22 protein-coding genes and 1 pseudogene are annotated in these 21454 nt (G+C 61.7%); 7 read left to right on the top strand and 16 right to left on the bottom strand.

Annotated elements, in window-relative coordinates; genetic code table 11:
* Both ACFSCT_RS16850 and ACFSCT_RS16845 read left to right on the top strand, forming a co-directional pair.
* Positions 1-701, top strand: a 701-nt coding sequence (locus ACFSCT_RS16850) for a hypothetical protein (protein ID WP_379144722.1), incomplete at its 5' end; no start/stop codon positions are given.
* Positions 698-1033, top strand: a complete 336-nt coding sequence (locus tag ACFSCT_RS16845) for a ubiquitination-like system serine protease family protein (protein ID WP_379144720.1) — start codon at positions 698-700, stop codon at positions 1031-1033. The genes ACFSCT_RS16850 and ACFSCT_RS16845, both read left to right, overlap by 4 nt.
* A 175-nt stretch (positions 1034-1208) precedes the next feature.
* Here the strand turns inward: ACFSCT_RS16845 and ACFSCT_RS16840 are convergent, their stop codons facing one another.
* The 3 genes from ACFSCT_RS16840 to ACFSCT_RS16830 all read right to left on the bottom strand — a co-directional run bounded on the left by ACFSCT_RS16840 (position 1209) and on the right by ACFSCT_RS16830 (position 2730).
* Positions 1209-1562 (bottom strand): hypothetical protein, encoded by a 354-nt coding sequence (locus ACFSCT_RS16840; RefSeq protein ID WP_379144719.1) that lies wholly within the window; start codon positions 1560-1562, stop codon positions 1209-1211.
* A 104-nt stretch (positions 1563-1666) separates the two neighbouring features.
* Positions 1667-1861 (bottom strand): hypothetical protein, encoded by a 195-nt coding sequence (locus ACFSCT_RS16835; RefSeq protein ID WP_379144716.1) that lies wholly within the window; start codon positions 1859-1861, stop codon positions 1667-1669.
* Between the two features lie 26 nt (positions 1862-1887).
* Positions 1888-2730, bottom strand: a complete 843-nt coding sequence (locus ACFSCT_RS16830; protein ID WP_379144714.1) for a hypothetical protein — start codon at positions 2728-2730, stop codon at positions 1888-1890.
* Positions 2731-2812: 82 nt separating this feature from the next.
* On the opposite strand from ACFSCT_RS16830, the gene ACFSCT_RS16825 reads away from it, so the two are divergent.
* From ACFSCT_RS16825 to istB, 3 genes are all read left to right on the top strand, one after another.
* Positions 2813-3070: a helix-turn-helix domain-containing protein gene (locus tag ACFSCT_RS16825; protein ID WP_379144712.1), complete on the top strand. Its 258-nt coding sequence runs from the start codon at positions 2813-2815 to the stop codon at positions 3068-3070.
* Between the two features lie 450 nt (positions 3071-3520).
* Positions 3521-5101, top strand: coding sequence for an IS21 family transposase (istA, locus tag ACFSCT_RS16820; protein ID WP_379144710.1), 1581 nt, complete (start codon positions 3521-3523; stop codon positions 5099-5101).
* Complete coding sequence (istB, locus tag ACFSCT_RS16815; protein ID WP_379144708.1) at positions 5094-5816, top strand: IS21-like element helper ATPase IstB; 723 nt, start codon at positions 5094-5096, stop codon at positions 5814-5816. Before istA ends, istB begins: the two co-directional genes overlap by 8 nt.
* A gap of 206 nt (positions 5817-6022) precedes the next feature.
* Here the strand turns inward: istB and ACFSCT_RS16810 are convergent, their stop codons facing one another.
* The 7 genes and pseudogenes from ACFSCT_RS16810 to ACFSCT_RS16780 all read right to left on the bottom strand — a co-directional run bounded on the left by ACFSCT_RS16810 (position 6023) and on the right by ACFSCT_RS16780 (position 12577).
* A complete protein-coding gene (locus ACFSCT_RS16810; RefSeq protein ID WP_379144707.1) occupies positions 6023-6781 on the bottom strand; it encodes a hypothetical protein in 759 nt (252 codons plus the stop codon).
* A 369-nt stretch (positions 6782-7150) separates the two neighbouring features.
* On the bottom strand, positions 7151-7759 hold the full coding sequence (locus tag ACFSCT_RS16805; protein WP_379144704.1) for a 3'-5' exonuclease family protein: 609 nt from the start codon (positions 7757-7759) through the stop codon (positions 7151-7153).
* A gap of 104 nt (positions 7760-7863) precedes the next feature.
* Positions 7864-8544, bottom strand: coding sequence for an aspartate/glutamate racemase family protein (locus ACFSCT_RS16800; RefSeq protein WP_379144701.1), 681 nt, complete (start codon positions 8542-8544; stop codon positions 7864-7866).
* Position 8545: 1 nt separating this feature from the next.
* Positions 8546-9559, bottom strand: coding sequence for a hypothetical protein (locus tag ACFSCT_RS16795; RefSeq protein WP_379144699.1), 1014 nt, complete (start codon positions 9557-9559; stop codon positions 8546-8548).
* Complete coding sequence (locus ACFSCT_RS16790) at positions 9556-10884, bottom strand: TRAP transporter large permease (RefSeq protein ID WP_379144736.1); 1329 nt, start codon at positions 10882-10884, stop codon at positions 9556-9558. The genes ACFSCT_RS16795 and ACFSCT_RS16790 overlap by 4 nt, the downstream gene beginning before the upstream one ends.
* A 141-nt stretch (positions 10885-11025) precedes the next feature.
* Positions 11026-11466, bottom strand: a pseudogene (locus tag ACFSCT_RS16785) (TRAP transporter small permease); the annotation flags it as partial.
* Between the two features lie 142 nt (positions 11467-11608).
* On the bottom strand, positions 11609-12577 hold the full coding sequence (locus ACFSCT_RS16780; RefSeq protein WP_379144697.1) for a TRAP transporter substrate-binding protein: 969 nt from the start codon (positions 12575-12577) through the stop codon (positions 11609-11611).
* A gap of 263 nt (positions 12578-12840) precedes the next feature.
* Between ACFSCT_RS16780 and ACFSCT_RS16775 the strand changes: the two genes are divergently transcribed.
* Together ACFSCT_RS16775 and ACFSCT_RS16770 are read left to right on the top strand one after the other, a co-directional pair.
* Positions 12841-14481: an argininosuccinate lyase gene (locus tag ACFSCT_RS16775; RefSeq protein ID WP_379144695.1), complete on the top strand. Its 1641-nt coding sequence runs from the start codon at positions 12841-12843 to the stop codon at positions 14479-14481.
* Positions 14482-14596: 115 nt separating this feature from the next.
* On the top strand, positions 14597-15067 hold the full coding sequence (locus ACFSCT_RS16770) for a DUF1203 domain-containing protein (RefSeq protein ID WP_379144693.1): 471 nt from the start codon (positions 14597-14599) through the stop codon (positions 15065-15067).
* A 109-nt stretch (positions 15068-15176) separates the two neighbouring features.
* Here ACFSCT_RS16770 and ACFSCT_RS16765 read toward each other — a convergent pair whose 3' ends face one another.
* The 6 genes from ACFSCT_RS16765 to ACFSCT_RS16740 all read right to left on the bottom strand — a co-directional run bounded on the left by ACFSCT_RS16765 (position 15177) and on the right by ACFSCT_RS16740 (position 21341).
* The gene (locus ACFSCT_RS16765; protein ID WP_379144691.1) at positions 15177-16139 is read right to left on the bottom strand and encodes a tripartite tricarboxylate transporter substrate binding protein; all 963 of its coding nucleotides are present in this window, start codon (positions 16137-16139) and stop codon (positions 15177-15179) included.
* Positions 16140-16243: 104 nt separating this feature from the next.
* Positions 16244-17164: a dihydrodipicolinate synthase family protein gene (locus ACFSCT_RS16760; RefSeq protein ID WP_379144688.1), complete on the bottom strand. Its 921-nt coding sequence runs from the start codon at positions 17162-17164 to the stop codon at positions 16244-16246.
* 83 nt (positions 17165-17247) lie between these two features.
* Positions 17248-18225, bottom strand: coding sequence for a tripartite tricarboxylate transporter substrate binding protein (locus tag ACFSCT_RS16755; RefSeq protein ID WP_379144685.1), 978 nt, complete (start codon positions 18223-18225; stop codon positions 17248-17250).
* 152 nt (positions 18226-18377) lie between these two features.
* The gene (locus ACFSCT_RS16750) at positions 18378-19856 is read right to left on the bottom strand and encodes a tripartite tricarboxylate transporter permease (RefSeq protein ID WP_379144683.1); all 1479 of its coding nucleotides are present in this window, start codon (positions 19854-19856) and stop codon (positions 18378-18380) included.
* Positions 19856-20341: a tripartite tricarboxylate transporter TctB family protein gene (locus ACFSCT_RS16745; RefSeq protein ID WP_379144680.1), complete on the bottom strand. Its 486-nt coding sequence runs from the start codon at positions 20339-20341 to the stop codon at positions 19856-19858. Before ACFSCT_RS16745 ends, ACFSCT_RS16750 begins: the two co-directional genes overlap by 1 nt.
* Positions 20342-20525: 184 nt before the next feature.
* Positions 20526-21341, bottom strand: coding sequence for an IclR family transcriptional regulator (locus tag ACFSCT_RS16740; RefSeq protein WP_379144677.1), 816 nt, complete (start codon positions 21339-21341; stop codon positions 20526-20528).
* Positions 21342-21454: the final 113 nt, after the last annotated feature.

Raw genomic sequence — 21454 nt, 5'->3', positions numbered from 1 at the left:
ACGCCACCCAGGCTGATGCCGCGGAATGCCGGCTCAAGGTTGAAATGTTCGCTTCTGCGGTCGCCAGTCATCGCGGCGAAGGTGTCGCGACTGCCATACCGGCATCCATCACTAGCCGGGAGGCGGTGCTGTCGGCCAGCCAGGCTGATGTACTGTTTTGTTGCGTTGATACGCTTGAGGCTCGCCAGATGGCGGACTTCATCGCTCAAGCATTCCTGCTTCCACTCTTCGACATGGGTGTGGTGATCCCGCTCCGCAAAGCTGCACGAGGAATGGCGATCGCAGATCTATGCGGTCGGGTGGATTATGTTCAGCCAGGTGGTTCCACGCTGCTGGATCGTGAAGTGTATTCACCCGCCAGCTTGCGCGCGGAGTATCTACGCCGTACGGCTCCAGGCGCCCACCAGCACGAAATCGAAGCGGGATATATCAAGGGCATGATTGAAGAGGCCCCCTCAGTGATCACGCTCAATATGCGGGTCGCGACGGCAGCGATGAATGAGTTCATTGCGCGGGCTTACCCTTTCCGTCTAGACCCCAATGGGAATTATGCCCGCACGGAGTTCAGCTTGGCTGCGGGTGAAGAAGAGTTCACTGCGGAAGAAGCATTTCCTAGATCTAATCTTGGCCTCTTCGCGCGCGGCAATCTGGAACCGCTGCTTGGCCTTCCAATACTTAAGCCGCGGAGGGCGGATTTATGATGGACATTCGGAAGTGGTGGCGCGACGTTTGGGCACGGTTCGGACCTGCGCGGCGACTGATCGTGATTGAAGGGGACAGTCTGCCTCAATCCATGCCGCGTCGTGATCTCGTGCTGGCACGCGAAGACGGTGAGGACTGGTGTGTCGGCATGCGCTGCCCCTGTGGTTGCGGAGACATCATCGAACTCCTAGTCATCGCCGAGGCAAAGCCTCGCTGGGACGTTAGAGCTGATCGAGAGAACAGGCCGACATTGTCTCCTTCCGTGTGGCGCAATACTGGATGCCGGTCACACTTTTGGGTGCGGCGGGGTCGGGTTCAGTGGTGCGATTAGCCACGCAAGAGCTCGCTCCTATTCGACTGCTGGCGCGGCGAACGGCAACTGCTTCCCAAACGCGGAGCTTCGCGCGGTCGAACGACCGCTTCCGGGAACGCCGCCCCGCATCATTCGCACATGGCGAATGTCTGCAAAGGGCCGGCTTCGACGACAGAATCGCGCGAGCCGACCGCTAACTTCGTGGCAGACGTAGCCACGCCTCGGCAGCAATCTTGTGCTTTTCCACGAGAACCGCCAAATTCAGCCCCTCCAGATAGGAGCTTTCGAAAACCAGTTCAGCTCCCCCGGCGCATTGGTCTGTCGCCATTCGAGCGCAGGCAACCTGTACAAAGCGATGCCGGATCGCGCGGCCTTGGTCGATCCGTCCAATTTCAAGATAGCCGGAGAGTTCCAGTTCAAGCGCCTCGAATGCCAGTAGCCCGACACCGGGGACGCGCCGCGTGAATGTTGTTGGGGCCGCCAATTGAAGATCACAAAGCCGATTTGCGGCATCCACATCCACGCAGCCATGGAGATGGAGGTTCATCAGGGCTACGCCGAGGTCAGGGGTGAGGATATCTGTGAAGGTGTTGTGTCCTGCTTAATGGGTTGGATTCGCCGCTGCCGCGATTAGACGGCTGCACATAGATATCACAGACACAGAATCTTGTTTCTCGCGATGCCGTAATCCGCCAGCGCGTACAGCACAACATCGAGCGGCAGCACCTCCAGTTCTTGCGCTTTGCGCATGATTTCCAGCTGAATGCTCATCGGGATCCGCAGTTCCATCACGGAATCGAAATCGTCCGCAGGGTTCTCCCGCAGATAGTCCAGCCAAGTGGTCATGCTCTCCATCCTGTTGCTAATGTCGGTCATAGCTTCATGTCCGAAGGTTCGGCGGCCGCGTTCAGCTTCTCGTCGATCTGCGCGTTTGCGGCGTCGTGGTCCTGGACCACCAGATTATAGTCGATCAGCTTGAACCACATGGTAATCGTGTCGCCGTTCGCTTCATGCCGAGCGGTGAAGATTGCGCGGCATTTCCGATCACCGGCCAACTGGTCATTGAGGCGGTACTCATACCGACCTGCGTTCGGCAGACCACGATTACATGCGCTGTAAGCAGAAGGATCGTAGGGCTCAGGCAGCGGAATCGGCGCATAGTCGAGATCAAGCGCCCACATCCCTGACGGATTGGGCAAGGATGTCGGGATTTCCGAGGGTGGCCCGTATAGTCCCTCCAGCTGCGCCCGCAGTGCGGCAGCGTCCGGCCCGTCGCTGGCTGGGACGCGAACTTCGCGACGGATCGCCGTAACGATCGAGCCGGTCGCCGGTGTGGAAACGTCGATCTGGATGCTGTCATAGGGTTCGGCGCTTTGATTGCGTAGGAAGAAATCGACGCCGGGCGTTTCATAGCCGACGCGCAGTTCGGTTCGGAACGCCTTGCCATTTGGGTTCGTCACCTGAAGCGTGCCGCCCACCGGCAGCAGCTGTTCGCCCAGATGCTGCTCGGCGATACTCCGCGCCTCCTCGATCGGCATGCCGGGCTTCATGCCGAGAATCGCGAAGTCATAGGGTGCGGGCGCTACAGATGCGGCCAAGTTTAGCGTGTCGTAACCATCTGGTTGCGGCAGTGATTGGGCAAAAGAGTTGTCGACGGACACTATGGTGAAAAGTAGGGCGTGCAAACAGGCGGGCACTTGGGGCATGCGGATCATGTCTCCCTCACTATGACTATGGTAATAAAAATATGACTATAGTCATTAGATACATCGCGCAAGCTTCTCCATTAACTCTTGGATGGAGCGCAGCAATCCCGACCTCTTGAAAGCCTTCGCAACCGTCCTTCGTCGGCGACGTAGGGAGGCAGGTTTGTCGCAGGAGGAATTTGCTTTTCGATGTGATCTGTCGACGAGCTACATATCGCTGCTCGAGACTCAGAATCGGCAGCCTACGCTGACAGCGCTGCACACCATATCAACCCAGTTGGAAACCTCGGCATCGGAGCTGCTGGCCGAAGTGGAGCAACTGCTCCACTCCAGAAAGTCACGATCATAGCCCCTTGCCAACTACTCTGAGCCGGGAAGCCTGCTCCAGTTTACAGTTTGTTTTTAGATTGACGCGGCGGTATCCCGCCGATTAATTTGCTTAGCAGTTCGATAGGCTGCCTCGATTCGGCGGCCCTGTTGTTTTGCCTCTCGTCTTGACGAATCGGGGCTCATTTTTCATGCTCAATCGTTGATAGTCGGCCGCAGAAGCTTGTTTCTGGGGACTGATATCGTTTGGGCGGTTTCACCTCTGCCGTGAGCTACGGCTCGGAGGAGGTGCCCCACAAAGCAACGGAGGAAGTATGATCCAGAAACACTGAAGCCGCAGGCTTCCCTACGGCTTCGGAGATAAATCTCATGTGACAATTTGATCCTCTCCGAAGTCGGTTGCTCTGTCAAGGCAGAACATGTTTCTGCCTACGGTTGAGTTTTGCTCGAAACAAATTTCAAGGAGAGTGGGATGTTTACCCCTACGCAACGTCTTGTGCGCCTGATCGCACAGGGGCGGCTAAGTAATGCCGTCATCAGTACCCAGACCGGGTTCGCTGTGAACACGGTCAAAAACTGGCGCACCGGTATGGATGATCTAGGATTGGGCCTTCCAGAGCTAGATGGCCTTGGCGACCGCGAACTTCAGGAGATGGTGACGCCGGGAAGATTCATTCGAAAGCGCAAGTTCGAGGCACCCGATTTCGAGCGCGCCATTCGAGAGAAGACCAGACGGAAGGTCAACTATATTCTCAGCTATGAAGAATACTGCAATAGCGTTGCGCCGACCGGCGTCCCGATGTCTCGGACGACGTACTACCGTCTGAAAGGAGAGGCAGAGGCCGCAAAAGACATCGAACTGCGGTTCATTTACGCCCCCGGCGAGATGGATCAGTTTGACTATATCGGCATCAAGCTGAAAAGGTTGCCGAAGCTGGTCGGCCCGGACGGTAAACCGCAGCGGTACGAGGTAGCATGCGGCGTTTCAGCCTATAGCCGCAAGATTTATGTCGAAGCGACGCCGGATCAAACGCAATCTGAGTTCTTCGCCACCACCACACGGATGTTCCATTTCTACGGCGGCGTCCCGGTTTTGCAGACGACGGACAACTTTCCTTCGGTCATCCAGAAGCCGCGCCGAGGATCAAAGGACGAGGTTCCGACAGCGGCCTATCAGGCATTTGCGGATCACTACGAGTTCGGGATCATCGCGACGCGTGTGCGTAGGCCGAGAGACAAGGGGCTTGTCGAAGGGGCGGTTCGGATTGTCCAAGAATATATCATGGCCCGACTCAGGGATCGGATATTCTTTTCGCTGGCCGAGCTGAATGCTGCGATTGCAGCACTGCTTGCCGAATTGAACGCCCGCCCCATGAAGGATCACGGCAACCTATCGCGCAATGATCTCTTCGAAGAAGACCGGAAAGGCTTGGTCTCGCTGCCCGCCACAGACTATGAGCATGGGAAATGGCTGCTGCGTGTTCGCGCTGGCAGGGACTATCAGGTTCCCCTACTCGGATCGCGCTATTCGGTCCCGTCTCAATATGCGGGCGATCACTTCGATGCGAAGGTCACACGGACACCGGTGCATCTGCACCGACAGGGCAAGCTGGTACTCACTCATCTCAAGGCTACTTGCCCAGGGCAGATGATAGTCGATCCGGCGGATATACCGGAGAGCCATAAGGCCGCTATCGGCAATCGCCTTATCGGCGCAAAGGCGCGAGTGAAGATCATCGGTCCGCAAGCAGAGGAAATTATCGAACGGCACTACCGCAAATCGCGTCGCCCGAAACAGACGCTTGAGGCTGCCGACAGACTGCTGTTTCTTGCGAAGAGCTACGGCAACGAGCGCGTAGGTGCTGCATGCGCCAAGGCTGTATCATTTGGTATTTCCAGCGTCGTGAAGATCGAAAGCATGCTTCAGGCGGGCGTAGAGAAATTCACACCTGCTGTTCCGACCGCGCCGCCGTCGAAGCGCCCGTCCGGCAATGTCCGAGGCCGAGCATACTTTGAGGAAGAACTGCGCAAGGGAGGTCGCCCCGATGTCTGAGGCACAACTGTTTGAAATTCTGACCGAGATGCGTCTCAGTGGAGCGCGAGAAGAACTGGAACATCAACTCGCCAATACTGGCTACACTGACATGCCCTTCGTGGACCGAATGCTGCGCATGTTCCAAGCCGAGGCGGATCGTCGACAGCGAAACCGCATTGAGCGGCTGACGCAGGCTTCCCAGTTCAAATATGCCAACGCGAACCCAGAGGCTATCGATTATTCCAAGGACCGTAAGCTCGACAAAGCCCATATTCTGGATCTCGTCAAATGCGAGTGGATTTCCCGAGGTCAGAACGTGGTTATCACTGGGGCCAGCGGCACCGGAAAGACATGGCTCGCCTGTGCATTGGGAAATTCTGCTGTCAGGCACGAGAAGTCGACTCGATACGTGCGGACATCGCGCCTCGCCGAGGAGCTGAACTACGCGCGGCTGGACGGCAGCCTAACGAAATTGCGTACCAAACTTGCGCGACTGGATTTGTTGATTCTTGATGACTTCGCCTTGTTACCAATGGGACCGCAGGAGAAAGCCGATCTCTTCGAGGTGATTGAAGACCGTGACGAGCGGGCATCGACCATGCTGATATCGCAACGCCCAATTGCAGACTGGTACGAGTTCGTCGGGGAGGATCTCTTGGCTGACGCTTTCCTTGATCGGGTCAGGAACCGGACACACCGCATCCAGCTGGAGGGCAAATCCAAACGTGGCTGATCAGGCCCTGATCGCGCAGTCCCGATGAGACCGTGCGATCAAACTTGACGGGACCGGGCTGTCAGAGCTTCGGGATTATGCACCCCACGATGCCGGTCAACGCGAGGTCGATCGAGATAGAGCAGGTAAATAAGGCATTACATACTGCGAGGATAACGGTGTTTACAGAGAGCCCGGAAGCGAAGCGCGCGATGGCCGTCATGGTATCACCCGTTTCCTACGAGATTTCTGCGTTCGAGCATCGCCAGCAGATTCTTCTGGTCCTTCACCCCCAGGCGCTTCCGCGCAACGGCCATTTCCTTTCCGGCGCCGCCTGTCTGGTCACAACGGGTTATCGCTTCGTCGAAAATCGCAGGAACATTTTGGGAATCCTTGCCGTATACCCGCTCAACACAACCATAAACATCAGCACTCGCCCTGGCTGCTACAAGGTTGAGAATCTGTCTCATCTTCGCTTGCGATGTGTTGCAGGCTTTTGCAATGGCTCGCAGCGTTGCCAAGGTATAAAACTCCCCAAGGTCCGGAAGCATCCCCTTGTTCTTGATTGGTGTCGCAGTCCGAAAGGGAAGAAGCAGAATGGCGAAATCGACCCTCCCGTTTTCGCGGATCATTTCAGCTATCTTCCGAGCACGGTCCTTTCTTCCGTTCGTGGAGAGACAACCTTTGCGGATCGTCTTGTCCGTCACGACTTCGCAGATTAACTCTGCGGGTCCCTTGTTTTCCCACCGGCCGGCTATAAACAATCGCTTAATGGCCTTCTCAGCAAGACGCGACGCCAAAGAAGCCTCGAATTGTCTCACCATCCTAAGTAAGGACGTTTCCAATTTTGAGCCATCGACCTCCAAGGGCTCTGGCTTTGAAATGCAGCGAACGAGTTGCGAGTTGATACTTGCTATCCTCTGAAATGTATTTCCGAGCACTTCTGTATTGTACTCAATCTGTTGAAATTCTTGCTGAGCGTTCAAATCAGGAATCCTTTTGTGGCGTTATAACGCTCGCACCTGCAGTCCGTACGGGTGGACAAAGAACCGGCATATCCGGCCAAAATTGACCTGGATCTGAAATGGAGTCTCATCACGGAATTCTTTGCGTGCGCCAGGCAGATCGTCACGCTATGAGGGCCAATTCGGGTTGACATTTGGGGTGGAAATGTCCGACAGCCGTGACCATCAGGCAAAGGAAAATCCTATCCCATGAGTCAAAACGCTGGAATCTAACACGTTCTATCGTCTGTCAGATATTTCTGGCTTTCCGTCAGATTACTGACCCAATTTGCCTTTATTGCGCCATCGCCCTGCCTCCCCCACGCGCCAGCCGTGGACCTAGGGGAACGCTCATGCGAAATCCCGTCGGGTCAGCGCCCCCTGTCTCAGCAGATGCTGGATGACGTAAGATACCGACAGCGCGTCGTCCAATGCGTCATCCCCGCGCAATGGCGGATGATTCAGCCTATAGTATTCGGCAAGCCGGTTGCTTGGGGTTTTCTTCATGTCCTCATACGGCATGCCGGCCTTCAGCAGCAGCGTGCAGGCATTGCCGAAGCGGGTTGCCGGTATCGGCGGCGACAGGCCCTCGACGAAGCAACTGATCGCGATCAGGTTGAATTCGTCCTTGCCCCATGACCAAAGTTTTTCTTCCGCGGCGAAGCTTCTGAGGTTCTCAAGCGCATCGGCCAAGGGAACCCCGTCGCGGTCGATATCCTCCTCGGAAACACCGGTCAGGCGGGTGAAGAAAGGGTCCAGCGCGCGGCGAGCGCCATCGCGGGCCCGGGGGATCACGAAGCTGCGGTGGGTGTCCAGAATGGGAAAGTCGCCGGTCAGCCCCATCTTGACCGCTCCGATCTGGGCGACGACCGGATCCGGGTCATGGGGGCCGCACCAGAATCGGGACTGCGCGCCCTCGGCGGTCAGGAATTCGCAGTCGAAGATCAAGGTGAAGGTCAAACCGGCGGTCCTCCGTATATCTCGCGAGCCTAGGCGGTGGCCGGATGTCGGTCAAATCCGCGACGGGCGCCGCCTGCCCAAGCTTGGCGGCCCGTAAAGCGGCGTTAAGGCGCCAGCATCCGCGCCCCGTCCAGAATGCTGAACACCGGGCGGCCTATCGCGCGGCGCAGCGCATCGGCATAGGGCGGCAGGTTGCCGCATTCCAGCAAGACGGCGCCGATGTCGGGCGCCTCGGCGATCAGCTTTTGGCCGGCGGCGACGACCAGCGCCTCGATCTCGGCCGGGTCGATGCTTTGCGCCTGCTTCTCTTTGGCGGCGAGGAACAGGCCCGCGAAGGCGGCTTCACGCTCCAGCCCCGCGATCCGCACCTCGGAGGCCATCAGCCCGGCGGCGGTCAGCGCTTGCGGGCCAAGGCTGGCGGCCGAGGCGGTCAGGATGCCCAAGGGGCGGTTGCCGGTCAGCCCGCGGATCACCGGGCCAAGGCTGAGAGCCGAGAGCAGCACCGGGATCCGAACCGCCCCCGCGATCCGATCCTGCGCCGAGACGAGAAACCCGCAGGTCGAGGTGATCAGCGCCGCGCCCTCGGCCTCGAAGGTTTGCGCGGCGGTGACGAAACGGGCGACGAGGGCGGGGTCGGGCAGGCCGTCCCGCACGATTTGCGGGCTCCCGGCGCCGTCGATTACCCGCAGCCGCGCCGGCAGGTGATAGCTGGCGGGGTTGCCCGCATCGCCGAGAATGCGGGGAAAGCGCGTGTCGAGGCCAAGGATGCCGATAAACCCGCCCAACTCACGCCGGCCTATCTGGACCCGGCCTGTCTGAACCGGACCCGTCTGCGCTTTGCCCATCCACCGCCGCCGCCCTCACCATCGGTCCGTCGAAGGCGCGCAAGATCATCGGCGAGGCATATATCGGGATCTGCGCCACGGCGACGAACAGGCTGACGGTGGGATCGGGCGGAAAGACCGCCAGCACGAATGAGATATTGCGGTTCCCGAACACCAGCCCCAGCGCGCGGGCGCGCGGCCGGTCAAAGAACCGCCCGGCAAGCCAGCGCATGGCCAGATTGGCGCCAAGGTTCAGCGCCAGCGCCAGCACCGCCAGCCCGATCGCTAGATCGGGCCGGGCCAGGACCGCGCCCAGAACGCCCTCCAGTGCCGGGAACAGAAATCCCAGCATGGCAAGGGCGGCGGCGCCATCCATCGCCTTGCCCTCGGCCGCGATGCGGTTGGCGCCGATCACCGCGCGCAGGACCGCGCCGATCACCACCCCGCCGATCAGCATGGCCGCGACCTTCAGCGCCAGCCGCGTCAGGTCCAGCGGCAGATCCAGCCCCGATACCAGCAGCGCGGCCGGCATCAGGACCGGGGCCAGAAAGGTGCCGATCAGCATCCAGAACAGCGTCAGCCGCGCGTCATAGCCAAGGATCAGCGCCAGATTGGGCGCCGAGGTCAGCGGCGGCGAGGCCATGAAGGCGACGGCCATCAGGATCAGCACCGGCCCCAGCCCCAGCACCGCGCCGGCCAGATGCACGCCGGCGGCGGCGACCACCTGAAACAGCACCAGCCCCCCGGTCAGCGCCAGAATGAAGCGGCGGTTCGCCAGATCGGCAAGGATCGAGGCCAGATCAAGCCGGCACAGCGCCAGACCGATCAGCAGGCTGATCAATACCGGCAGAAGCGGTTGCAGCACCCCATGCGGCAGCGGCAGGAACGGCACGATGATCAGCCCCGCCAGAAGAACGGCGCGGGCGTGAATACCGGTCAGTTCCAGCAGGTATTTCGGATATGCAAGCGCGCTCACCGCGGGGCCTGTGCCATCGCTTTCGGCAACCATGTGGCAAGCCCGGGATAAAGGACCAGAATCCCCACCATCAGCACCATGATCAGGAACATCGGCAGCGCGGTCCGGGCGATATAGCTCATGTCGTGTCGGGTCATGCCTTGCAGCACGAACAGGTTGAACCCGACCGGCGGGGTGATCTGCGCCATCTCGACCACCACGACGATGAAGATGCCGAACCAGATCATGTCGATGCCCGCGCCCCGTACCATCGGCTCGATGATCGCCATGGTCAGGACCACGGCCGAAATGCCGTCCAGAAACATGCCGATGATGATGTAAAACACCGTCAGCGCCGCGATCAGGGCGATGGGCGACAGGTTATAGGACGCGATCAACTCGGCCAGCGTGCGCGGCACCCCGGTGAAGCCCATGGACAGGGTCAGAAAGCTTGCCCCCATCAGGATCAGCGCGATCATCGCAGAGGTGCGGGTCGCGCCCAGCAGGCTGTCGACAAAGCTGCGCCATGTCAGTGAACCCTGCAACAACGCCAGCACCAGCGCGCCCAGAACGCCGAACGCAGCCGCCTCGGTCGCGGTGGCGATGCCGGTGTACATGGAGCCGATCACAAGGATGATCAGCGCAAATACCGGCAGCAGCAGTGCCGAATTTCGCAGCGCGCCGATAAAGCCGATACGCGGCTCGGGCTTTGGCGCCTCCTGCGGGCGCAGCCATGACCAGATCGCGATATACAGCATGAACAGCGCCGCCAGAACCAGCCCCGGCAGGACCCCGGCCATGAAAAGCTGGGTGATGCTTTCCTTGACGCTGACACCATAGACGATCAGCGTCAGCGAGGGCGGGATCATCAGCCCCAGCGTGGCCGCGCCCGCCAGCGTGCCGATGATCATGAATTCGGGATAGCCGCGTTTGCGCAACTCGGGGATCGACATCTTGCCGACCGTGGTCAGCGTGGCGGCCGACGACCCGGAAACCGCGGCAAAGACCGTGCAGCCGACGACATTGGTATGCAAAAGGCCGCCCGGCAGGCGCGACAGCCACGGCGCCAGCCCCTTGAACATGTCCTCGGACAGTTTGGTGCGATACAGGATCTCGCCCATCCAGATGAACAGGGGCAGCGAGGTCAGCGTCCAGCTTGACGCGCCGGTCCAGATGGTGATCGACATCGAACTGCCCGGATTGCGCGAGGTGAAGCCGATCATCCCCATATAGGCGACGCCCATCAGTGCCAGCCCGACCCACAGGCCGGACCCCAGCAGGAAGAACATCACGAACAGAAAGACGCCGATCTTCAGCCCCGTCGCGCTGCGGTCGAAGCCGGTCATCAGGTGGATCGCCGCATAGACAAGCAGCGCGCTTCCGGCCAGCACCAACAGCCGCGCGCGCCGGCTGGCCAGCATGTCGCGGATCAGCGGCTTGCGCGGCGGGTCGACGCCCAGATCGCTGGTCAGCATGATCCGCAGCAGGTTGTCGATCATCGCGATCGCAAGCACCGTGGCGCCGACCGCCATGCTCAACTGCGGTATCCACAGCGGGGTGGCGTCCTGACCCTGCGATACGTCGCCGAAGCGATAGCTTAGGATCGGGGTGCGGATCGCGTTCCACGCGAAGAAGGTCGCGATCGCCGTGCCCACGGCATAGCACCAGATCTCGACCCCCCGGCGCCAGTTGCCGCTGCGTTCGACCAACAGCCCGACGCGGATGTGTTCGTTATGCACGAAGGTATAGGCGAGCCCAAGGAAAGACGCCGTGGCCATTGCATAGCCGGCATAGGTTGCCCCCCCGGGCAGAAGGACCCCCATCCAGCGGCTGACCATCTGCGCCACCACCAGCACAAGGATGTAAAGCAAGGCCAGCGCGGCAAGATAGCCGGTTCCGGTATAAAGCGCGTTGACCGCCCGTCGCATCACTGTCGATATCCCTGTTTCGGTGGCGTTCTTGCGGCCGGCGCGCGCCCCGGGGGGCGCGCCGGCTTTGTCATTGGCCCCGGAAGGGTCACCGGAACGAAGGGTCCGGTTTCCGTTCCGGGGATGGCGGGGCAGGGGCCGGTTACTGCGCCCGATAGGCGTCGATGATCGCCTTGCCGTCGTCCCCGGTGCTGTCCAGCCATTCGGTTGTCATCTGTTCGCCGATCTTGGCGAGGTCGGCCGAAAGCTGCTCGGAAGGTTCGGAGATGGTCATGCCGTTCTTGCCCAGTTCCTGCACGAAACCGTCGCTTAGCTCGGCGGCCTTGGCGGCGCCGCGGGTCTGGGCGGCTTCGGCGGATTTGGTCACGCAATCGCGCACTTCGGCCGGCAAGGCCTCCAGCGCGGCGGTGTTGGCGAATACGGTATTGCGCGGCAGCCACGCCTTCACGTCGTAGAAATGGGACATATCCTCCCACGCCTTTTCATCAACGCCGGTCGAGCCGGACGAGATCATCGCCGCCACCACGCCGGTCGCCAGCGCCTGCTTCAACTCGGCCGCCTCGACCTGCGTCGGGACCATCCCGGCAAGCTCGGCCACGCGGGCGGTGCTGGCGTTATAGGCGCGGAACTTGACGCCTTTCATATCCGCCACGCTGTTGATTTCCTTGCCGAAATACATGCCCTGCGGCGGCCACGGCACGGAATACAGAAGCGTCAGACCCTGATCGGCCAGCACTTTGGCCAGCACCGGCGCGGCGGCGGCGCGCAGTTTCTCGGACGCCTCGAACGAACTGGCAAGGAACGGCACGGAATCATAGGCGAACACGGCGTTCTCATTGGCGTGGGCGGACAGCAGACGCTCACCGATCTGCGCGTCGCCGGTCTGGACCGAACGCTTGATCTCATCGCCCTTGAACAGCGATCCGTTGGCGTGGACGGTGATTTCCAGCGCGCCATTCGTGCAGGTCTTGACGTCTTCGGCGAACTGCATGGCGTTCTCGGTGTGGTAGTTGCTGGCCGGATAGGCCACCGGCATGTCCCAGCTTTCGGCTTGCGCCGCCGCAGCGGCCATGACGCCGGCCGCAGCCAGAACGGCGATTTGGGGTTTCATCGGTTCTCTCTCCCTGTTGTGTTCGGCGAATAGTGTTTTCACCTCCTGTCGCGGAGGCCACAAGGTTTTTTATTATTCTTTATTCATCCGGGTTCCAGCCGCATGTTGCACCTGCCGGCAACGCCCGCCCTTTGGTCCCCGTTCCCGGGCCCCGTTCTCGGGCGACCGGTTTCGGCTGGACCGGATGCAAACCACCGCTTTAACCTTCGGCTTGCGGCTGCGCTTTGGGGGTGGTCGCGCATTTTCAGGGAGGGATTATTGATATGTATGGATGGATCAAGCCGCGAAACCGGCGCGCTTACCTGACCGCCGCGGCCATTGCCGCGGCAATTCCGCTTTTCGGCGGGGCGCTTTACGCCCAGGACGCCGCCACCGGCGAAAAAACACCGCCCCGCGACGAATTCTTCTGGCTGGGCGAGATCAACAAGGCATCGGCCGTGATCAACAGCCAGGAAGGTTTGCTTGACCCGGCACTGGCCCCCGCGATCGCCGCCGCGCTTGAAAAAGTCATCGAAGCCGGCAATCAGCCGGGCGGCAAGCGCCCCGGAACGGTCATCACCTTCGAGCCGCTGATGATCGAACAGGGCGGGACCGAGGTCACGCTGTTGCATGCCGGCCGCTCCAGCCAGGACATGCACGCCACGTTCCGCGCCGCGATGCTGCGCGAAAAGCTGCTGGATCTGGCCGATCAGTTGCATACCACCTCGACCACGCTGGTCGATCAGGCCGAAAAGAACGCCGAGGTGATCGTTCCGAACTATACCAACGGCGTGGCCGCGCAGCCGAACAGCTATGGTCACTATCTGCTCGGCTATGCCGCGGGTTTCGAACGTGATGCCCAGCGTATCCGCGAAGCCTATGCCCGCATCGACCGCTCGGCCATGGGCACGACTGTGCTGAACGGGTCAAGCTGGCCGTTGAACCGCGACCGCATGGCCGATTATCTCGGCTTTGCCGGCACGGTCGAGAACGCCTATGACGCCTCGCAGATCTCGTCGATGGATGCGCCGGTCGAGGTCGGCAGCATCGTGGCGGGCATCGCCCTGCGTGTCGGGAACTACGTCGAGGACGTGATGACCCAATACGCCCAGACCGTGCCGTGGATCCTGCTGGAGGAGGGGGGCGAGAACACCTATGTCTCAAGCGCGATGCCGCAAAAGCGCAACCCTGGCCTGCTGAACAACACCCGCAGCGACGCCTCGCGCGCGGTGATGTTGTCACTGGGTCCGATCATGCAGACCCATAACATCACGCCGGGGATGAGCGACCCGAAGGATGCCGGTGACAATGCCGAGATGGTCGATGCCGGCATCAAGGCGCTGGACCGGCTGGACCGGGTCCTTAAGGCGCTGGTCATCAACCCGGAACGCGCGCTTCAGGAACTGAACAGCGACTGGACCGCCTCGCAGGAATTGGCCGATGTGCTGATGCGCAAATACCAGATCCCGTTCCGCGAAGGTCATCATTTCGCCTCGCAGATGGTGACCTATGCCCGCCAGAACGGAATCAAGCCGCTGGACTTTCCCTATGCCGAGGCGCAGCGCATCTATGCCGAAACCGTCGCCGGCACCGCCCATGACGCGCCCCTGCCGATGTCCGAGGCCGAATTCCGCGCCACGCTCGACCCGGTCGCGATCGTGAAGAACCGCGCCACGGCGGGCGGCCCGCAACCGGCCGAGATGACCAAGATGATCGCCAGCGCACGCGAACGTCTGGCCCGGCAAGAGGTATGGATCAAGGAACGGCGCGATCATATCGACGCGTCGCTGAAAAAGCTGGACGACGATTTCGCCAAGCTGCTGCCCGCTTCGGATACGGGCGCGCCGGCAGACGCGCAGACGGGCGCGCAGACGGGGGCGCCCGCGACCGATGCCGCACCGGGCGCACCCGCACCCGCGCAGTAAATCAGGAACCCCGTTTGTCGGTCTTGCCGGGCAGGGCCGACATTCGAGGGCAAAAAACGGATAGCCCCAGCGCCCCCGGATCGCAAAATGACCGCCTGATTTCAGCAGGTCGCGGATGACGAAAATAAGGTTTCTGCCGCTTCCCGGCGAAAAGGTGGCGGCGCTGCGGGCCGGTGGCCGCGATGCCTATGATTGCCTGCCAGAACGCGCGGTTTCGGATGGCGAAGGTAATGCCTGCCGCCACTGTCTGGGTCTTATCCCCAAGGGCGCAGCGATGCTGATCCTCGCCTATTGGTCGTTCGACACGGCACAACCCTATGCCGAGACCGGTCCCATCTTTCTATGCGCCGATCCGTGCCGGCCCTGGTCGGGTACGGGTATGCCTTCGATGCTGGAAAGCTCGAGCTATCTGCTGCGGGGTTATACGGCGGATCAGCGCATTCGCTATGGCACCGGAAAAATCGTCGCCCGGGATGAAATCGCCGGCTATGCGACGGAACTGCTGTCGCGGGATGAGATCAGCTTCGTCGATGTGCGATCGGCGCGGAACAATTGCTTTCAAACCCGGATCGTCCGGGCAAGCTGATCATCCACCGTCCGCAGATGGCCGGGATGCAGAACCGTGACGATTGCACCAAGGGCCAAACAGGACGGGGGCGCGATTGGCGGTCCCCGCCCTTGATGGCAGCGCCCGGTTACTTGCCGTAACCAAGCGCGGTCATGATCCGCTTGGTGTCGGCCTCGTGCTGGTCCATCAGCGCCTTCAACTGGGTGGCATCCAGCCAGCGACGGCCGAAATTTCCCTGCTGCATACCTTCGACAAAGCGCGGCGATTCGACCGCCTTGCGCATCGCATCCTCCCATACCTTGACCATCTCGGGCGACATTCCGGCCGGGCCGCCAAGCGCGCGCCATGTGCCACCGTCCAACGGCTTGCCGACCACCGCACCGGCAAGCGGCACATCCTCGAACCCGGCGACGGGGTTGGGGCTAAGGACCGCCAGTGGGCGCACCGCGTCGGCCGCGATCATCGCGGCGGCCTCGGGCAGGGAAGCGGTCTGAAAATCGACGCCGCCCGAGGCGAGTTCGGTCAACCCGCTGGCGGCGCCCTGACCCGGGACCCAGATTAGTTTCGACACGTCGACACCATAGTCCAGCAGCATGCCCGCCACCGGAATGTCCCAGACGCTACCACAGGCACCGCTGCAATGGATCTTGTATTTCGACGGATCGGCCTTCATCGCATCCAGCGCCGATTTCAGATCGGCGAAGGGTGAATCCTTGGCCACCAGAATGGCCGCGGAATCGCCGTTGAATACCCCGATGGGCGAGAAATCAGTTCCTTTGAAATCGGCCTGTCCGGTCATCGCATAGCCGGCATAGGGAAACAGAAGCCCGACCGTGTACCCGTCCGGCGCGGCGTTCTTCAGCGAGGTAAGGCCGACGACCCCGCCGCCCTGGCCCTGGTTGATGACGGTGATCGGCTGGCCCAATTCCGTTTCCAGTTCGCGCGCCAGCAGCCGCGTGGTCGTGTCGCCGCCACCGCCGGCGCCCGCCGGGACGATGATGGTCAACGGCCGGTTGAACGGGCTTTCCGCCCATGCCGCCGGCGTCACCAGAATGGCGGCGACCGCCGCTGCAACGATTGCCCTGAACATCGCTGTTTTCCCCTCCCATGCCGTTGGTAACCCGCGACCGGTCGCCCGGTCCCGGCGCGAAAACGGCGGCGGAGCGTTGCGCGTCCGCCGCCGCATTGCCGGTCCTAGCTAGCTTTTTGCAGCGTCGAGTGCTCGGTCTCGTCGAATTTCAGCACTTCGGCCAGTTGCCCGTCGATCGCCTTCGCCTGTTCGGCGCTGGTGGCGGGCATCGGCATGCGCGGAATCCCGGTTGGCACGCCCTGTTTCGCCAGCACGTATTTCACATTGGCCGGTAGGTTGTCGGCCGCGATGGTGTTCCAGAACCGCAGCAGCGCCTGATGGATCTGTTGCGCCTTCTTGTGATCGCCCGACTGCACCGCATTCCAAAGCGTCACGCAGACGCCGGGGACGGCGGCGGGGTTGGCGGCAATGGTGCCATGTGCGCCCATCGCGAAGGATGCGTAGAGCAGCGCGTCGACGGCGGTGAACACCAGCTTGCCTTCGGGGATCGATATCATCAGATCGGCCATCAGCTTCAGGTCGCCCGCCGATTGCTTGACGCCGATGATGCCCGGCAGGCCCTCCATCAGCCGCACCAGCAGCTTGGGCGACAGATAGTTCCACGGCACCACGTTGTAGATGATGACCGGAAGACCGACCTCGCGGGTCAGACGCTCGAAATGCGCATAGGTGGCGTCGTCATCGGGCTTGAACACATAATGGACCGGGGTCACCTGCAACGCGGCGACGTCGTATTTCGACACCGCATTGGCCATTTCGATCGCCTTGCGGGTCGAGTTGGCGATGATGCCGGCGATGACCGGGATCCGGCCGTCGACCTCTTCGCAGGCGATTTCGATGGCGCGGGCCAGTTCCTCGGTTGAAAGCGTATGGCCTTCGCCGGTCGAGCCGCCCAGACAGATGCCATGGACGCCCTTGCGCAGCATGAAGCGGACATTCTCGCGCAGCGCCTGTTCGCCAAGGGTTTCGTCATCCTTGAACGGGGTGACCAGTGGCGGAATGATGCCTTTGAGTTCGTGTTTCATGTCGGATCCTTGTGGGTAGGGTGAAAGCGGGGGAGGAAGGGGCGGAACGGGCGCCGGCCGATGCCGTCGCCCGTCCTGCCGGATCAGGGGTTCAGGGCGTTGATCACCCGCTCGGTCTGGGCTTCATGCTCACGCATGAACTTGCCCAGATCGGCGGCGTTCATCCAGACCGCGCCAAAGCCGCGATCGGCCATGCCTTTCTGGAAGGCTTCGGAATCGAAGGCGGTCTTGATGGCGGTTTCCATCTGGGTGACCAAGGCGGGATCAATACCGGCGGGGCCGGCGATGCCGCGCCACGTGCCGCCGGTGACGGTCTTGCCGGTCGCCTCGGTCACGGTTTCGACGTCGGGATAGCGCTTCAGCCGTTCGGTCGAAAAGACGGCGAGATTCCTGACCATGCCGGCATCGCGCAGCGCGTCGGTTTCCGGCAGCGAGCAAAGGACGACGTCCATGCCGCCTGAGGTCAGTTCCTGCAAACCGGCGGCCGAGCCCTGCGCCGGGATCAGGTTCAGCTTGGCCACGTCCACGCCTTCCTCAAGCAGCAGCGAGACGAAGGGAATATCCCAGCTTGCGTTGCAGCCGCCGCCACAGGAAATCCGCAGGCTGGCCGGGTCGGCCTTCAGCTTCGCCACGATGTCGGCCAGCGACTTCAATTCCGAATCCGCCGCGACCGAAACGCTTGCCGGGTCCATGTTGACCAGCGCCACCGGGGTGAAGCTGTCCGAGGTGAAATCGGCCTGACCCAGCATCCGGTACTGGGCAAAAGGCGACATCTGGCCGACCGTTGTGCCGTCGGGCGCGGCGTTGACATAGGTCGTCATCCCGACGACGCCCGCACCCTGCGCCTGATTGACCACGGTGACCGGCTGGCCCGCGTTCGCCTCCAACTCACGCGCCAGAAGGCGCATGGTATAATCGCTGCCGCCGCCCGCCCCGGCGATGACGATCAGCGTCGTCGGCTTTGACGGCCATGCGGCGTCCTGCGCATCGGCCGGCGCCCCGATGGCGAGCAGGGCCAGCAGGGCCGACGCGGCAACCGGCCTGAACTTGGTCGTGAACATGGATGGCCTCTCCCGTTTTCTGAATTTGTCGCGGTAATCTATGCGATTCGTATCGCTGTTCCTCGATGCAGACCGTTATACAGTCATACAGATGTGTCAACCAAATTACGGGATATTACAAAATTATTAAACTACTAATCCGAATAGTGGAATTAAATCGCTTGCCGTCGCGTCGAGACCACACGCATACCCAGAACCAGCAGCCAGACCAGTATCGTGGCATAGCCCAGCCAAGCGCCGACCTGCCGGTCGAAAAACACCGAAAGGTCGCCCTGCGCCTTGAGCATCGTGGTCATGAAGTTCTGCTCGATCATCGGACCAAGGATCAGCCCGAGGATCGCCGGGGCAAGCGGGATGCCGTTCGCCTCCAGCAGATAGCCCAGCACCCCGAAAACCGCGATCAGCCCAACCGCGAACAAGGTGTTTTCGACCGAAAACGCGCCCAGAATGCAGAACAGCAGGATCACCGGCGACACGTAGCTGGCCGGCAGCCGCAGCACCGCGCCGAAGGCGTGGATCATCAGGATGCCCAGCGGGATCATCAGGATATTGGCGACGAAGAAGATGCCGAATATCGTATATATCGCCTCGGGGTTGTTCAGAAACAGCGTCGGGCCGGGGTTGATGCCCTTGATGAACATCACCGAAATGACGATGGCGGTGATGGCGTCGCCGGGAATGCCGAAAACGGTCGCCGGGATATAGGCGCCGCCGAGGCTGGCGTTATTGGCGGTGCTGGCGGCAGTGATACGCTCGATCGCGCCATCCTCGGTCCGCGCCCGCCCGCGCCGGGTGGCGCGGCTCGACACGGCATAGGAAATCCACGCCGCGATATCGGATCCGGCACCAGGCAGTGCGCCCACCAGCGTGCCGATCAGCCCACCGCGCAGCGCGCCCAGCTTGTGGATCGAAAGGTTGCGCAGGCTGGGCCACAGGATAGGGCCGACCTTGGGCAGGGCGGGGCGGGCGCCGACCGGAACCGAGGCGCCGCGCATCAATTCGGCGATGGCGAAAAAGCCGATCAGCACCGGGATAAGCCCAAAACCGCTCAGCAGGTTGACCGAGCCGAAGGTCAGCCGCGGAATACCGCTGACCGGATCCATGCCGACGGTGGCAAGCGACAGGCCCAGAAACAGCGACACCAGCCCCTTAGTCAGCGAGTCGCCCGACACCAGCGTGGCGCAGCTAAGCCCAAGAAGACCAAGCCAGAAATATTCGACCGAACTGAAGGTCAGCGCGATCTTGGCCAGCGAAGGCGCGGCAAGCGACAGCACCGTCGCGCTGAACAGCCCGCCGAAAGCCGAGGCGATGACGCCGGCGCCCAGTGACACCGCCGCCTTGCCGTTCAACACCAGCCCATGCGCATCATCGACATAGGCGGCCGAGGCGGGCGTGCCGGGCATGCGCAGCAGCGCCCCCGGAATGTCACCGGCGAAAATCGCCATGGCCGAGGCGGTGACGATGGCGCCGACCGCCGGCATCGGATCCATGAATATGACGAAAGGCACCAGCAACGCGCTGGCCATCAGCGCGGTCAGCCCGGGGATGGCGCCGATCACCAGCCCGTAGAAGGCCGCGATCAGGATCGTCAGCAGCAGATAGGGATCGGCCAGACCCGCAAGAATATGCATCACCATATCAGCCACCCCGAGATTGGCGCGAGCGGTCCCCAAGGCAGCGGCACGTGAAGGATCGACGCGAACAGCATCGTGGCACCCGCCGCGACGGCCAGGGCCACGGCGACGCTGCGCGGAATGCCATTGCCCGCCAGTGCGAAAAGCACGCTCAGCAGGATGGTTCCGGTCAGAAAGAACCCCAGAAAGGGCGAGATGAGCAGATAGGCGATGCAGGCCGCCGGGACGATGATGACGCTAAGCGCAAGGCTCCGCTGACCGATCCAGTCTGGCATCTGCACCCAGGGTTGGGGCGTGCGCGCCAGCAATGCCGACACCGCCATCGCCGCCCCGGACAGCGCCATGCCGACCCCCATCAGCCGCGGAAACAGGCCCGGCCCATAGGTCAGATGGCGGGGCGTCGGCAGGGAAAAGGAATAGGCCGCAAGGGCCAGACCCAGCGCGACGAATATCAGCCCCAGCAGAGCGTCATGGAGTTTCATGGCGCGCTCTCGGGCCCGGCATGGCGAGGCACACGGCAACGGGCATCGCAACCGGCATCGGGGCACGACGGGGCGGGGGTGGCGGATTCGGATGAACTGATTCGCTTCATGACGTCCTCCCGTTATTAGGAATAGGAAGGACGTGTTGTTTCGTCAAACCGAAATGCGGAATAACGGCGAAAAATTATCCGCGGCGCTTGCCGGCGTCATAGCCCAGTTCGGTCGAAATGCTGTTGGCCGTCTGGATGACCGTCGGCGCAAGCCCCGTCAGCCGGGCAAGGGGCATGCGCTGCGTCGGACCCGACACGCTGATCGAGGCGAAAACCCGCCCGCGCGAGTCGCGGATCGGCGCGCCGACACATTGAATGCCGATCTCGTTTTCCTCGCGGTCGGTGGCATAGCCAAGCTCGCGGATCTGGCGCATTGCCTCCAGCAATTCTTCGATCGTGGTGATGGTGTTGACGGTGCGCTGCTCCAGCCCTTCCTCGGCCACGATCCTGCGGATCAGATCCTCGTCCTGAAAGGCCAGAAATGCCTTGCCGACGCCGGTGCAGTGGATCGGCGCAGCCTCGATCGTGGTCAGCGTGGTGTTGCGGATATCGCCCATTTCCTCGCGTTCGATACAGGCCATCTGGCTGCCGTCAAACATATGAAGATGAACGATTTCTCCGGTTACCTGATGCAGGTTCTGGACATGATGGCGGGCGTGGCGGTTCAGGTCCAGATTGGCCAGCACGACCGATCCGTAATGGAACATGCGCAAGCCCAGCCGGTAGTCGCCGCGCCGTCCGTCCTGATCAATCATGCCGATTTCGCGCAGCGAGGCGACGATGCGATGCACGGTGGTGCGGGGCATTCCGGTGCGCGCGACGATATCGGTCAGCGACAGGCTGCCCTGCGTCCGGCTGAAGCAGTCAAGCACGCGGGCCATCTTGAAGAACGATTTCGCGCCGGCATCGCCGCCTTCGTCCTCGCGTTCGGGCGTCAGATTTCTGTTCATGGCTTGGTCCGCATTGGTTTCGGGCCATCTTCCACAAAACGGAATACAAGGCAATCCGCCAGTCACGAATTTCGCGGTTTCGGTGGCGCGAAACCAGTTCGAGATTGACGCGC

The organism is Paracoccus pacificus (assembly GCF_042680785.1).
Classification (GTDB): domain Bacteria; phylum Pseudomonadota; class Alphaproteobacteria; order Rhodobacterales; family Rhodobacteraceae; genus Paracoccus; species Paracoccus pacificus.
The sequence above is the reverse complement of the archived record's forward strand: the minus strand, read 5'-3'. Positions and strand labels throughout refer to the sequence as shown.